The following is a 12,864-nucleotide window of genomic DNA, read 5'->3' as shown; positions in this document are numbered from 1 at the left end:
CCTAGCGTCGACACGTACCAGACCGCTCTCGCACCGCCCGGGAACCTCATGCCCCTGCTCTATCGCCACGTCGACGTGTTCGCCTCACGGGCGTACACCGGCAACAGCCTTGCCGTCTTCCCCGACGATCCCGGACTCTCCGCCGCGCAGATGCTGGCGATCACCCAGGAGCTCCGCCACTTCGAGACGATCTTCCTGAGCCGAGGAGAGGGGGTGCGGCACGTCACCGCGCGTATCTTCGACCTCTTCGAGGAGCTCGACTTCGCCGGACACCCGGTCCTGGGCGCCGCCGCCGTGCTCCACGAGCGCGACGGGGCACCCGGCCCCCTGCGCTGGACGTTCCACCTCACCGGAAGGACCGTCGAGGTGTCCACCCGGCCCATCACCGGCGGGTATCGCGCGGAACTCGACCAGGGCGCGCCGGAGTTCCTCGCGACCGTCCCGGAGGGGGGCAGGGCGGAGATCGCGGCTGCCCTGAACCTGCCCGAGCGGACGCTCGCCGACCTTCCGCTGCGCACGGTCTCCACGGGCCTGCGGTATCTCGTCGTGCCCGTCGTGGGAGGTCTCGCCGAGGCGAGGATCGTGCGCGACGACTTCGCGGAACTGGTCGGACGGTACGGTGCGCAGTTCGCGTACCTGCTCGACGTCGAGGCGTTGGAGGGCCGCCACTGGAACAACGACGGTGTCATGGAGGACGTCGCCACCGGCAGTGCGGCCGGCTGTGTCGGCGCCTACCTGGCCCAGCAGCAACTCGTGCCCGTCGACGAGGAGTTCACCCTGAGGCAGGGGCGCTTCACCGGCCGTCCCAGCCTCCTCACCGTTACGGCGCAGGGGCGCCCCGACGCGCCGCACAACATCCGCGTCGGCGGCGACGTGAGCGTCGTGGCCCGCGGGACCCTCGACACCCTGCCCGAGTGAGGACGCCTCCCATGCCCGACTTCGCCGTCCACCCGGCCGACCGCATCCGTGCCGCCGTGGACCTCGCCGACCTCGTGGAACCGGTCGCCGACGCCTTCGTCGCGTACAGCACTACCGAGGGTGCCCGGGCGCCGGTCATGGTGCTGCCCGTCGCCCACGGCGGAGACTCCCACATCAAGGCCGCCCACCTGCCCGGGAGCCGCCACTTCCTCGTCAAGATCGCCAACTGGTTCCCCGGCAACCGGGCCCACGGCCTGCCCGAAGGCGGCGGGTTCGTCGCGCTCTTCGACGCGTCGACCGGAGCCGTCACCGCCGTACTGGAGGACGAGCACCACCTCTCCGATCTCCGCACGGCCGCGGCGGGAGCCGTCTGCGCCCGCGCGCTGTCCCGTCCCGACGCCACCACCGCCACCGTCCTCGGCACCGGCAGGCAGGCCGGACTCCAGGCGCGGGCCCTCACCCTCGTGCGCCCGATCCGCGAGATGCACGTCTGGGGCCGCGACCCTCGCCGGGCGACGGCCCTCGCCGATCGTCTCGGCAAGGACCTGCCGCACGTGGAGGTCGTCGCGGCCACCGATCCGCAGCGGGCCGTGCGCCGGTCCGACATCGTCGTCACCGCGACGGCGAGCCCCACCCCCGTCCTCCTCGGCTCCTGGCTCCGCCCCGGGCAGCACATCACCGCGCTCGGCGCCGACGACCCGGACAAGCGTGAACTCGACGGCGCCTGCCTGCACCGCGCCACCCGCATCGTCGTGGACAGCCGCGAACTGGCCCTGCAGTACGGGGACGTGCATGCCGCCATCGCACGCGGCGAGATCACCGCGGAGCGCGTCGACGGTGAGATCGGCGAGGTCCTGGCCGGGCGGATCGCCGGACGGCGCACACCCGACGACATCACCGTAGCCAAGCTCATCGGCATCGGTCCCCAGGACCTCGCCGCGGCCGAGACGGCCCTCGACCGTCTCCGGCGGCCGTGAGAGGACCGGTGTTATCGTTGCCGGTGAAGCGACGACAAGGTCGCTCACGGAGATTTCCAGGAGGTGAGTTGCATGGTCGCTGTGGAGACCACCGCCGTCTGCGGTGCCCGGATCATCCTCACGTCCCGGGCCTCGTCCTGACCCACGCCTGCCTTCCCGCCTCTCCTTCTACGGGGGACCGGTTCCGGCACGCCTGCCGTCCGGCGGGGCCCCTGTCCAAGGGTCTCCACTGTGTCTCATCGACTCACTTCACCTTCACGTTCACATCCACCTGATCCTTCTGCGCCCGTGTGCGCCGTCCCGCAGGACCGGCGCGTCGACACCCTCCACCAGGCATGACAGAAAGGATCAAGGTCATGGACCTTCCCCGCATCTTCACCATCCGCGAGAGCGGCCACCGGATCCACAACCCGCTCACCGCGGTCAAGCTCGCCTCTCTCGGCGAGTCGCTGCGCCTCGCCCCCGGCACCCGGATGCTCGACCTGGCCAGCGGCTCGGGCGAGATGCTGTGCACCTGGGCGCGTGACCTGGGCTTCACCGGGACCGGCGTCGACATCAGCACCCTGTTCACCGAGCAGGCCAAGGCCCGCGCCGTCGAACTCGGCGTCGCCGACCGCGTCCGCTTCCTGCACGGGGACGCCGCCGGCCACGTCGCGGACGAGCCGGTCGATCTGGCGACCTGCATCGGCGCCACCTGGATCGGCGACGGCGTCGCCGGAACGATCGAGCTGCTCCGGCGCAGCCTGCGCCCCGGAGGCCTGATGCTGATCGGCGAGCCGTACTGGCGGCGGACCCCGCCGGACGAGCGGACCGCCCAGGACTGCCATGCCACGGCCATCGCCGACTTCCTCGAACTCCCGGACCTCATCGGGCGGTTCCAGGATCTCGGGTACGACGTCGTGGAGATGACGCTGGCCGACCAGGACAGCTGGGACCGGTACGCCGCCGCCCAGTGGCTCAGCATGCGCCGCTGGCTCGACGACAACCCGGACGACGCCATGGCCCCCGAGGTACGGGAGGAACTCACCGACGAGCCCGCCCGGTACGCCCGCGCCACGCGTGAACATCTCGGCTGGGGCGTCTTCGCTCTCATGCAGCGCTGACACACCCGTTCCGGAGACTTACGCACAAGCGTGGGCCCTGCTCCTCCCGTCAGTTGGAGGAGCAGGGCCCACGCCTGTGGAGGGTGCCCGGTCAGTGGGCGAAGCCCCAGTCGAGGATCTTCGCGGCGTCGGCGAAGACCTCCTTGTCGGCCCCGACGATCGCGCCGACCAGCGTGCGGTTGTCCCGCTGCGCGGCGAAGACCAGGGAGTAACCGGCCTCCGCGCCGCTGCCCGTCTTGATGCCCAGGGCGCCGTCGTAGCTGCTCAGCAGGTCGTTGGTGGTGACCCAGGTGTAGTAGCGCGTACGGCCGTTGGCCGCGGGGGCCTCGGTCTCGAACTTCTTCGTCTTCACGATGTCGGCGAACACCGGCTTGAGCATCGCGCGCTGGCCCAGCCTGGCCAGATCGCGGGCGGTGCTGCGGTTGTCGCCGTGCGAGATGCCGTCGAACGAGTCGAAGTGCGTGCCGGTCATGCCCAGCTGCTGCGCCTCGGTGTTCATTTGGCTTTCGAAGTCGGCGATCCGCGCGTCCATGGTGTCCCCGGTGCCGAAGCTGTCGGCCAGGGCCATCGCGGCGTCCCCGCCGGACGGGATCAGCATGGCGTGCAGCAACTGGCGGGCGGTCAGCGTGTCGCCGGTCTGGAGGTCCGCGGTGCTGGCGCCGTTCTCCTGGACGTAGTCGCGGTACTCCTGCTTCACCGTGATCTGCCGGTCCAGCCACTCCGGGTGCCGGAGCACGACGAGCGCGGTCATGATCTTGGTGGTGCTGGCCATCGACACGCTCTGGTCGGCCTGGGCCCCGGCCCACATCTCGCGCTCCTGGCTGCCGTCGCGGGCGTCCAGCAGATAGGCGTTGGCGAGTGCGGTGTCCGGTACGTCCTGGGACGTGGATCTGGTCTCCGCCGCGCTCGTGTCCTGGCCGGAGGCCGCGAGCGTGTCGGCGCTCGCCCGGTCGGTCTCGCCCGCGGAGTTCGTGACGGGCGCGGTGTCGGCCTGGGCGAGGCCCCCGGCGGTGATCGGCAGGAAGGCGCCGAACAGCGCGACCGTCGCGACGCGGGCCCCGGTGCGGTGCAGTCGGCTGGGGCGGGCGTGGCTACCCATAGGCATCCCTTCTCCCGGCGCGAGGGACGCCGGTTCGTCACAAGGAAAAAAATCAGTGCATACCGAACCTACTTGCGGGCCGACGGCGAGTGTCAAGATCGCCATGTCATAACCGGGTAACAGGCGCAAGGGTTCTGACGATCCATGAAGATTGCGTGCAGGCACCTGGCGGATCTCGTGCCGCCGAGCCGCCGGGCGGCCTGAGAGGATGCGGGCATGAAGACGATCTCTTTCCCCGGTACCGAGCTGCGCGCCTCGAACATCGTCCTGGGGCTCATGCGCATCGCCGACCTTCCCGACGAGGACATCCGTACGCTGTACGGCAGCGCCCGGGACGCGGGCGTCAACACCTTCGACCACGCCGACATCTACGGCCCCACGCGCCACGCCTGCGAAGAGCGGTTCGGGCAGGCCGTCAAGCTCACCGCCGCCGAGCGGGAGTCGATCGTCATCCAGAGCAAGGTCGGTATCCGGTCCGGGTACTTCGACTTCTCCAAAGAGCACATCCTGCGCACCGTCGACGAGTCGCTGGCGGCCCTGCGCACCGACTACCTCGACCTGCTCCTGCTGCACCGGCCCGACACCCTCGTGGAGCCCGAGGAGGTGGCCGCGGCCTTCGACGAGCTGCACGCGGCCGGCAAGGTCGTGAACTTCGGGGTCTCCAACCACACCCCGGGCCAGGTCGAACTCCTCAAGACCGCGGTGCGGCAGCCCCTCGTCGCCAATCAGGTGCAGCTGAGCATCACCCACTGCCCGATGATCGCTTCCGGGGTCGCCGCGAACATGGCCGGACTCGACCAGTCGGTCAGCCGGGACAACGGCCTGCTCGACTACTCCCGCCTGAAGGGGATGACCCTTCAGGCCTGGTCCCCGTTCCAGAAGGGCTTCTTCGACGGCGTCTTCATCGGCGACCGCGAGACGCACCCCGAACTCAACGACGTACTGGACGAGCTGGCCGCCAAGTACGAGGTGACGCCGACCGGCGTCGCCGTCGCCTGGATCACCCGACACCCGGCGAACATGCAGGTTGTCCTCGGCACCACCAACCCGGGCCGGGTCGCCGAGTCGGCGGCCGGCTCCGAGCTGCCGCTCACCCGCGAGGAGTGGTACCGGCTCTTCCGCGCGGCCGGGCACACGCTCCCGTAGCCGGACGCGCCGCTCAGCTCAGGCCGGGGGCGTCCCAGACGGGGAACCACCGGCCGAGGTCCTGCTCCACCCGCAGGTCGTCGGTGAGGGCGGCGCGCACCTCCAGCTCCAGGGAGTTGTCCCGCTTCTGCCCCTCCTTGGGGGCGAAGGGGTAGAAGGTGCCGCGCTTGTAGAGGTAGACGAGTGCGACGGAGCGCCCCTGGCCGTCCGTGAAGCCGACCAGGGAGCAGAGCAGGTGCGGGCCGAACCCGCTCTCCTCCAGCGAGGTGTTCACCGCGTGCAGGTCGTTGACCAGACCCGCCACGTCGTCCGGCGTGTGACGCACTTCGAGCCAGGTGTAGCCGAGGCCGTCCTGGGTGAACGTCACGGGGCCGTCGAGGAGTTCGCCCATGTCCTCCTGGATGCGGGCGAACGCTCCGCCCTCGACGGTCGCGAAGCAGACGGACCCCGCTCCGGTCGGGACGAGCGACGCCGCCGCCTGCAAGGTGATGGCGGCCGAGGGGAGGGCGAAGAGCTGGTCGAGGTCGGGCCGGACCGGTTTGCTCCGGCCGAGGATGGCGTCGAGGAATCCCATACGGCGTCCTGATTTCCTTCCCGTGGTGCCTTCTCCCGGCGAACGCCCGGGGTGCGCTTTTCGTGGGACTTTCGTGGGACTACGGGCGGCCGAGCTGCGCCGAGATGCGGCCCAGCTGGTCGAGGCGCTGTTCGAGCGTGGGGTGCGAGGACAGCAGCCGGCTGAAGCTCTCCTTGTTGAACGCGGGGGCGAAGAAGAAGGCGTTGAACGGCTCGGCCTTGCGCAGGTCCCGGGTCGGGATCTGCGCGATCTGGCCGGTCACCTTGGTCAGCGCCGAGGCGAGGGCGGACGGCCGGCCCGTCAGCAGCGCGGCCGCCCGGTCGGCGGACAGCTCGCGGTAGCGCGACAGCAGCCGGGTGAGCAGGAAGCTGATGGCGTAGACGACGGCGCTGACCGCGGTGACGATCAGGACGGCCGCTGCCGCGTTGTTGTCGCGGTTGCTGCGGCCCATGCCGCTCCACAGGGCGGACCGGGTGATCAGCCCGGCCAGCACGCCGAGGAACGAGGCGATGGTCATCACGGCCACGTCGCGGTGCGCCACGTGCGACAGCTCGTGCGCCAGGACGCCCTCCAGCTCCTCCGGTTCGAGGCGGCGCAGCAGGCCGGTCGTGGCGCACACCATCGAGTTCTTCCGGTTGCGGCCGGTCGCGAACGCGTTCGGCACGTCCGAGTCCGCGACGGCGACCCGCGGCTTGGGCATGTCCGCCAGCGCGCACAGCCGGTCCACCGCCGCGTGCAGCTCCGGCGCCTGCTCGGCGGTGACCTCGCGGGCGCCCATGCTGAAGGCGGCGATGCGGTCGCTGAACCAGAACTGGGCGATGAACAGGGCGCCGGCGAACAGCAGGATCACCACCCACGCGCCCTTGAGCAGGACGACGAGCACTCCGACGATCACGACGTACAGCAGTCCGATGAAGAACATCGTCGTGACCATGCGCGAGGTCAGCCCCCGGTCGGGGGCGAAGCGGGTCTGCGCCATGGCTCCTCCAGGTCCTCGGACTCGATTGTCCCCCTTTATCGCTGTTGGCGGCATAAACAAAGCCGGAGGAAACGCCCACGTGCCGGAGGGGCTTTCGGCCCCCGGGGGTCTGTAAATCGGACTGTACAGTTGCCCTTATGTCGGATATGTCCAGCCAATCTTTGCCAGGCTCCGATGACAGGGCGCCGTCCGCGCACGACGCCCGGCCCGTTCTGTCCGGGGCCCGCCTCCTGCTGGCCGACCGTGACGAGCGGATCGCGTCCGCCGCCGCCGAGGCGCTGCGCAACCACGGAGTGACCCATGTGCACACCGTGGGATCGTCCGCCGCGTTCCTCGAAGCCGGGCGCAGACCTCCGTCACCCGTGCGGGCTTGGGACATCGCCGTCTGGGACACCGGGCTCGGCGGGGGCGACGAGAACCTGACCGCGTTCCTCGGCGCGTGGTACGCGCAGAATCCCGGCGTTCCGGTCGTGGTCACCGACGACGCACCGAGCACCCACCGCGCGCTGGCCGCACTGCGCGGCCGCGCCGCCGACATGGTCGAACGCGGCGATACGGCCGGACTGGTCGCGGCGGTCGGCCGGGCCCGGCACCAGACTCTCGTGCCCCCGGCCGCGACCCCCGCGCCGAAGCCCGTGAGCATGCTCGTGGTCGGCGCCCATCCGGACGACGTCGAGATCGGCGCGGGCGGCACCATCCACCTGCGGGCCGCCGAGGGCTGGGACATCACCGTGCTGACCCTCTCCCACGGCGGCGGCGGGGGCGACCCCGAGCGGCGCGGCGGCGAGGCCCTGCGCGCCGCCGAGGTCATGGGCGCGCGACTCGTCATGGAGGACCTGCCGGACGGCTCGATCAGCGACGACAGCAGCACGGTCCGCGTCATCGAACGCACGGTGGAGAAGACCAGGCCGGACGTCGTGCTCGTGCACTCCGCCAGCGACACCCACCAGGACCACCGAGCGGTGCACCGGGCGACGCTCGTCGCCTGCCGGCGCGTCCCACGCCTCGCGTGCTACCAGTCGCCGTCGGCCACCGTTTCCTACCACCCCAACCGATTCGTCGGCCTGAGCGAGTCCGACCTGGACGCCAAGCTCGCCGCGATCCGGGCGCACGGCTCCCAGGCGGGCAGCCGCTGGTACCTCGACGAGGACCTGCTGCGCTCGACCGCCCGCTACTGGGGCCGCTTCTCCCAGGCCCGCTACGCCGAACCCCTGGAGGTCATCCGTGACGCCACTCCGCTCGGCTTCTTCGCAGGCGACCATGGCTGAGCCGACCCGGCCCGGCCCGGTCGCGGGACCCGATCTCGCGGCGCCCCTCGGCCGCCCGCCCAGAGTGCTGGTCACCGGCGCCGGAGGACCGTCCGGCGTCTGCTTCCTGCGCGCCCTCGACGGCGCGGCCGAGCGGTACGCCGCCGACATCGACCCGCTCGGCGCGGGCCTGTACCTCGTGCCCCGCGCCTACCGGCTGCTGCTGCCGCCCGGCGACGACCCGGCCTTCGCGCGGGCCGCCCTGGCCCTGTGCCGCAGATACGCCGTCGACGTGCTCGTCCCCACCGTGGACGCCGAGCTCGTGGCGCTCGCCCGCGCCGCCGACGGCTTCGCCGACGCCGGCGTACGGGTCCTGGTCCCCCACGCGGACGGGCTGGAGACCTGCCTGGACAAATGGCGGCTCGCCCAGGCGTGCGAGGGCGCCGTACGGGTCCCGGTCACCCGCCTGCTCGGTCCCTCGGGCGCCAGTGCCGAGAACGGGTTCGACGGCGGCTTCCCCGCCATCGCCAAACCCCGGACCGGATCCGGCTCGCGCGGGGTGACGCTCGTCGAGGACGCGGCCGGCCTCGCCCGGCTCCCGCAGGACGGCTCGTACCTGGTGCAGGAGATGCTGCCGGGCACCGAGTACTCGGTGGACGTGCTCACCGACGGCACCGGACGGGTGGTGGCCGCGGTGCCGCGCGCCCGGGACAAGACAGACTCCGGGATCGTCGTCGCGGGCCGCGTCCTGCACGCGCCCGAGCTGTCCGCCCTCGCCGAGGCCACCGTGCACACGCTGGGCCTGCGCGGAGTCCTCAACGTCCAGGTGCGCGAGGACCGCGACGGCCGCCCCGCGCTCCTGGAGGTCAACCCGCGCCCGCCGGGCGGGCTCTCGCTGACCGTCGCCGCCGGGGTCGACATGCCCCGCTGGGCCGTCGCCGGACTCCTGGGCGTCGACCTGCCCGACCGGATCGCCCACCGCGAGACCGCGGTCGTCCGGCACTGGCAGGACGTCGTCATGCACCCCGCCGAACTGGGCGACATGGGAGCCATGGAGGGCAAGGTGGACGCACGGGAGACCGGGACCGGCGCGGGAGGCCCGCGATGAGCCCGCGCCCCCCACTGGTCCTGCGCGCCGACTTCCACACCCACACCGACTTCTCCGACGGTCACGACCCGCTCGACCGGGTCGTCGCCGCCGCCGAGACCGCCGGGCTCGGCACCCTGATCGTCACCGATCACGTCCGCGCCGACACCACCTATCTGCCCCAGTACGTGGCCGCCGTGCGCGCCGCCCGCATCACCACCCCCGTCAGCCTCGTCTGCGGCGTCGAGGCGAAGATCATGGACACCGACGGCCGGATCGACCTGCCGGACGACCTCACCGGCATCGACCACGTCGCCCTCGCCGACCACCGCTTCCCCCTCCCGGCCGGACCCGCCCACCCCGACGAGGTCCGCGAGCGGCTCGCCACCGGCGCGCTCACCCCCGACACGGCGCTCGAACTCCTCGTCCGGGCCACGGCCCGGGCCGTGGCCGCGGTACCCGCGGGCCGCAGCGCTCATGTCGCCCACCTGTTCAGCGTGCTGCCCAAGGCCGGGCTCGACGAGGCGGCGGTCGACGCCACGCTCCTCGAACCGCTGGCCCGCGCCTGCCGCAGACACGGTGTCCCGGTCGAACTCAACGAGAAGTGGCGCTGCCCCGCCCCGCGCACCGCGGCCCTCCTCGCCCGCGCCGGGGTGCGGCTCGTCGCGGGCAGCGACGCGCACCGGGCGGACGCCGTCGGGGTCTTCCCCTGGGTGCGGCAGGCCCTGGCCGAGGCGGAGGCGCGATGAACGTCCTGGGCGGGATCGCGCACACCGTCGCCGAGGTGATCGTCTTCCTCGGCGCGGTGCCGCTGGTCGTCGGAGTGCTCCAGTTCCTGCTCATCGGGCTGCAACGGTTCCGGCACCTGTACGAGGACCGGGACGACCTGTACCTGCCGTGCACCGCCATCCTCATCCCCGCCTGGAACGAGGCCCCCGTCCTCACCGGCTCCGTCGAGGCCCTGCTCTCCCTGCACTACCCGGGAGACCGGCTGCGCGTCTTCATCATCGACGACGCCAGCACCGACGAGACGCCCGACGTGATGAGCGAGCTGATCCGCCGCCATCCCGGCCAGGTGGTCCACCTGCGCCGCGAACAGGGCGGCCAGGGCAAGGCCCACACCCTCAACCACGGCCTCGCCCACGTCCTGGACGACGACTGGGCCGAGGCGGTGCTCGTCATGGACGCCGACGTCGTCTTCGAGCACGACGCGCTGTGGCGGATGACCCGGCACCTCGCCGACCCCGAGGTGGGCGCCGTGACCGCGTACATCAAGGAGGGCAGCGGGAAACAGGGCAACTACCTCACCCGCTACATCGCCTACGAGTACATCACCGCCCAGGCCGCCGCCCGCCGCGCCCAGAACGTCCTGGGCGTCGTCGCCTGTCTGGCCGGCGGGGCCCAGCTGCACACCCGGGCCAACCTGGAGGCCATCGGCGGCCGGTTCGACACCGGCACGCTCGCCGAGGACACCGTCACCACCTTCGAGACCCAACTGGCCGGGCGGCGCGTCGTCTTCGACGGCTTCGCCACCGTGCTCGCCGAGGAACCGGCGACGCTGACGGGCCTGTGGAAGCAGCGGCTGCGCTGGGCGCGCGGCAACGTCCAGGTCACCCGCCGCTACCGCGACGTCTGGTTCCGCGGCCGGACCTCGGGCGGCACCCACCGGCTCGGCTCGTTCCTGTTCGGCCTGATCTGGTTCTCGCTGCTCGCCACTCCGGTGCTCCTCGTGGCGTGCTCCGCCTCGCTGCTGTTCCTGTACTTCACCGACCCCGACCGCGCCTGGCCGCTGTTCCACGTGCTGTGGGTGATCAACCTGATCTGCTATCTGCTGATCACGCTGCTCTGCGCGGTGATCGACCCGTCGACGTTCCGCCGCAGCTGGTTCGAGGCGCTGATCTATCCCGGCGCCATCGCCTTCTGCATCCTCGTGATCACCGCGCTGCCCGGCGTCTTCGTCCCCGTGCTCGACCGGATCGGCCTGGTGCCGCAGGACGGCACGTCCCACCCGGTGATGATCGCCGTCTACGCCTGGCTCGCCCTGTCCATGCCCATCGCGTGGTGCGCCAAGCTGCTGACCGGAACCCGCATGCGGTGGCTCGCACCGCCTCTCCTCCACCTCGCCGGATACGGCTCGCTGCTGGCCGCCTGCCTGGTCGCGTCGTTCGTCCAGGAACTCCGGCACGCCCAGATGACCTGGGACAAGACCGAGAAGACCGGAAAGGTGGCGGCGCCGCGATGACACCGCACAAGAGCCCCGGGAGCCAGGGGCCGTTCGACGTCCCCTCGCTCACCGAGCGGGCCCGCGAACTCACCCGCCGGGACCGGCGCGCCGATCACCGGCTGTTCTGGCTGGAGCTCGTCGTCCTGCTGGTCGTCGCGGCGCTTCTGGTGGCCCGCTGGTGGTGGCTGGTCTGACGGCGCGACCGGCGCGGCCGGGGGATCAGCCCAGTACGAACGGATTGGCACGCTGCCCGGCCAGGGCGAACCAGGCCGTGGTCCCGGTGTGCAGACTGGCGTAGAGCCGGTCGCCGTCGCCCGTGTCCAGGCCGTCGGACGAGGCCGCCACCAGCCCGTACCCGTCCGCGCCCGGCGCGTCGGACTGCGCCCTGCGCAGGGAGGCGAGGAGCCGGTCGGCCCGCGCCGCGTCCCCGCCGCCGTTCCTGGCTCGCAGCGCGCACACGAGGTGGCCGGTCCCCTCGAACCACACCTTCGAGGTGTCGGCGTCGCTGACCGACACCCCGACGAAGCCGTTGTCCTTCGCCGCGAGGTGCCGCAGCGCCCAGTCCAGGGACGTCGCATGGCGGTTGTCGCGGGTGGCCAGGTACGACCAGGTCTGCGGGTCCTCCGGCACCGGGCTGCGGTTCACCGTGCTGCCGTCGGTGCCGGTGCCGGTCCAGAAGGCGCCGCGGTCCGCGTCCCACATGGCGTCGAGGAAGGCCACCGCGGTGTCGGCCCGGCCGCCCCAGGCGTCGTCGTCCACCGCGCTGCCGAGCGCCCGGAAGAACCCGGCGACATCGGCGTTGTGCTCACTGGACCGCCAGGCCACCTTCTTCCCGGCGGCGGTGAGTCCGCCCGCGTACCCGGCGGTGCCCGACGAGCGGAAGGTGGTGTCCTGGATCCATTGCGCGGCACGCAGGGCTCCCGAGCGGAACGCGGCCGTGTCCGTGGCCTTGTGCGCGTGCAGCAGGGCGAGGCCCGCCCAGGCCAGGGTCCCGGTGAAGACGTCGTCGGCGGCGGCCTCCGGCACCCTCGCCCCCGCCGACGGGCGACCCGACGCGTAGGACTGGCGCAGCCTTCCGTCGTCCTCGGCGTCCTGCTCCTGGAGCGCCACCAGGGTGCGGGAGAGCGCGGCGGCCCGGTCCAGGTCCGCGTCCCTGCCCCGCATGCAGTACGCGATGATCACGAGCGCGACGTCGTAGGTGAAGGCCACCGTGGAGTGATGGCGCGCCATGTACCCGCCGGTGTAGCTCCGGGGCAGCCCGCCGGGAGTGCCCGCCGCCTCGTCGACCCGCCGGTCCAGGAACGTGTACGCGCGTCCGACGGCGTCCCGCGTCGATCCGCCGGAGGCCGGCCCCGATCCTCCCGACGAGCAGCCCGCCAGGGCGCAGCCCGTCAGCAGGGCGGTGAAGGCACGGCGGCTGATCGTGAGGTGCGGCATCCCTCCATGGAATCCCAGTAAGTCGCTTTATGCCCGGATACGGGGCGAGCGTCGCGGTCGTTCCCGCTCCGGG

Annotated in this window: 13 protein-coding genes; 9 read left to right on the top strand and 4 right to left on the bottom strand. The window is 71.9% G+C overall.

The window, feature by feature from the left end:
• The first annotated feature begins 48 nt into the window (after positions 1 to 48).
• The 3 genes from K377_RS13190 (at position 49) to K377_RS13180 (ending at position 2,998) form a co-directional block, all read left to right on the top strand.
• Positions 49 to 918, top strand: a complete 870-nt coding sequence (locus K377_RS13190) for a PhzF family phenazine biosynthesis protein (protein ID WP_111663481.1) — start codon at positions 49 to 51, stop codon at positions 916 to 918.
• Between the two features lie 11 nt (positions 919 to 929).
• Positions 930 to 1,895 (top strand): ornithine cyclodeaminase family protein, encoded by a 966-nt coding sequence (locus tag K377_RS13185; RefSeq protein WP_111663480.1) that lies wholly within the window; start codon positions 930 to 932, stop codon positions 1,893 to 1,895.
• A gap of 356 nt (positions 1,896 to 2,251) precedes the next feature.
• Positions 2,252 to 2,998, top strand: coding sequence for a cyclopropane-fatty-acyl-phospholipid synthase family protein (locus tag K377_RS13180; RefSeq protein WP_111663479.1), 747 nt, complete (start codon positions 2,252 to 2,254; stop codon positions 2,996 to 2,998).
• A 91-nt stretch (positions 2,999 to 3,089) separates the two neighbouring features.
• Here the strand turns inward: K377_RS13180 and K377_RS13175 are convergent, their stop codons facing one another.
• A complete protein-coding gene (locus K377_RS13175) occupies positions 3,090 to 4,097 on the bottom strand; it encodes a D-alanyl-D-alanine carboxypeptidase family protein (RefSeq protein ID WP_111663478.1) in 1,008 nt (335 codons plus the stop codon).
• A gap of 216 nt (positions 4,098 to 4,313) precedes the next feature.
• On the opposite strand from K377_RS13175, the gene K377_RS13170 reads away from it, so the two are divergent.
• Positions 4,314 to 5,243: an aldo/keto reductase family oxidoreductase gene (locus K377_RS13170; protein WP_111663477.1), complete on the top strand. Its 930-nt coding sequence runs from the start codon at positions 4,314 to 4,316 to the stop codon at positions 5,241 to 5,243.
• Positions 5,244 to 5,256: 13 nt separating this feature from the next.
• Here the strand turns inward: K377_RS13170 and K377_RS13165 are convergent, their stop codons facing one another.
• Positions 5,257 to 5,817, bottom strand: a complete 561-nt coding sequence (locus K377_RS13165; protein ID WP_111663476.1) for a hypothetical protein — start codon at positions 5,815 to 5,817, stop codon at positions 5,257 to 5,259.
• Positions 5,818 to 5,896: 79 nt separating this feature from the next.
• Positions 5,897 to 6,796 carry a zinc metalloprotease HtpX gene (gene htpX, locus K377_RS13160; protein ID WP_111663475.1) on the bottom strand — a complete coding sequence of 300 codons (900 nt, stop codon included), beginning with the start codon at positions 6,794 to 6,796 and terminating at the stop codon, positions 5,897 to 5,899.
• A gap of 137 nt (positions 6,797 to 6,933) precedes the next feature.
• Here htpX and K377_RS13155 point away from each other — a divergent pair, with 137 nt between their 5' ends.
• From K377_RS13155 to K377_RS13135, 5 genes are read left to right on the top strand one after another with little or no spacing between them, the layout of a single operon-like run.
• On the top strand, positions 6,934 to 8,064 hold the full coding sequence (locus tag K377_RS13155; RefSeq protein ID WP_111663474.1) for a PIG-L deacetylase family protein: 1,131 nt from the start codon (positions 6,934 to 6,936) through the stop codon (positions 8,062 to 8,064).
• Positions 8,057 to 9,151 (top strand): ATP-grasp domain-containing protein, encoded by a 1,095-nt coding sequence (locus tag K377_RS13150; RefSeq protein ID WP_111663473.1) that lies wholly within the window; start codon positions 8,057 to 8,059, stop codon positions 9,149 to 9,151. The genes K377_RS13155 and K377_RS13150 overlap by 8 nt, the downstream gene beginning before the upstream one ends.
• Positions 9,148 to 9,879: a PHP domain-containing protein gene (locus K377_RS13145; protein WP_111663472.1), complete on the top strand. Its 732-nt coding sequence runs from the start codon at positions 9,148 to 9,150 to the stop codon at positions 9,877 to 9,879. Before K377_RS13150 ends, K377_RS13145 begins: the two co-directional genes overlap by 4 nt.
• Positions 9,876 to 11,372: a glycosyltransferase family 2 protein gene (locus K377_RS13140; protein ID WP_111663471.1), complete on the top strand. Its 1,497-nt coding sequence runs from the start codon at positions 9,876 to 9,878 to the stop codon at positions 11,370 to 11,372. Before K377_RS13145 ends, K377_RS13140 begins: the two co-directional genes overlap by 4 nt.
• Entirely contained in the window at positions 11,369 to 11,548 is a 180-nt protein-coding gene (locus tag K377_RS13135) for a hypothetical protein (protein WP_111663470.1), read from the top strand. Before K377_RS13140 ends, K377_RS13135 begins: the two co-directional genes overlap by 4 nt.
• A gap of 25 nt (positions 11,549 to 11,573) precedes the next feature.
• On the opposite strand, the gene K377_RS13130 is transcribed toward K377_RS13135, so the two are convergent.
• Positions 11,574 to 12,791: a hypothetical protein gene (locus tag K377_RS13130; RefSeq protein ID WP_111663469.1), complete on the bottom strand. Its 1,218-nt coding sequence runs from the start codon at positions 12,789 to 12,791 to the stop codon at positions 11,574 to 11,576.
• Positions 12,792 to 12,864 lie beyond the last annotated feature (73 nt).

This window comes from Streptomyces sp. PsTaAH-137 (assembly GCF_003259365.1).
In the GTDB taxonomy this organism is placed as follows: domain Bacteria; phylum Actinomycetota; class Actinomycetes; order Streptomycetales; family Streptomycetaceae; genus Streptomyces.
The sequence above is the reverse complement of the archived record's forward strand: the minus strand, read 5'-3'. Positions and strand labels throughout refer to the sequence as shown.

Coding starts and splice junctions, on each gene's coding strand:
- K377_RS13185 (WP_111663480.1), top strand. CDS start 930: ATGCCCGACTTCGCCGTCCACCCGGCCGACCGCATCCGTGCCGCCGTG.
- K377_RS13145 (WP_111663472.1), top strand. CDS start 9,148: ATGAGCCCGCGCCCCCCACTGGTCCTGCGCGCCGACTTCCACACCCAC.
- K377_RS13165 (WP_111663476.1), bottom strand. CDS start 5,817: ATGGGATTCCTCGACGCCATCCTCGGCCGGAGCAAACCGGTCCGGCCC.
- K377_RS13175 (WP_111663478.1), bottom strand. CDS start 4,097: ATGGGTAGCCACGCCCGCCCCAGCCGACTGCACCGCACCGGGGCCCGC.
- K377_RS13180 (WP_111663479.1), top strand. CDS start 2,252: ATGGACCTTCCCCGCATCTTCACCATCCGCGAGAGCGGCCACCGGATC.
- K377_RS13150 (WP_111663473.1), top strand. CDS start 8,057: ATGGCTGAGCCGACCCGGCCCGGCCCGGTCGCGGGACCCGATCTCGCG.
- K377_RS13170 (WP_111663477.1), top strand. CDS start 4,314: ATGAAGACGATCTCTTTCCCCGGTACCGAGCTGCGCGCCTCGAACATC.
- K377_RS13140 (WP_111663471.1), top strand. CDS start 9,876: ATGAACGTCCTGGGCGGGATCGCGCACACCGTCGCCGAGGTGATCGTC.
- K377_RS13155 (WP_111663474.1), top strand. CDS start 6,934: ATGTCGGATATGTCCAGCCAATCTTTGCCAGGCTCCGATGACAGGGCG.
- htpX (WP_111663475.1), bottom strand. CDS start 6,796: ATGGCGCAGACCCGCTTCGCCCCCGACCGGGGGCTGACCTCGCGCATG.
- K377_RS13190 (WP_111663481.1), top strand. CDS start 49: ATGCCCCTGCTCTATCGCCACGTCGACGTGTTCGCCTCACGGGCGTAC.
- K377_RS13130 (WP_111663469.1), bottom strand. CDS start 12,791: ATGCCGCACCTCACGATCAGCCGCCGTGCCTTCACCGCCCTGCTGACG.
- K377_RS13135 (WP_111663470.1), top strand. CDS start 11,369: ATGACACCGCACAAGAGCCCCGGGAGCCAGGGGCCGTTCGACGTCCCC.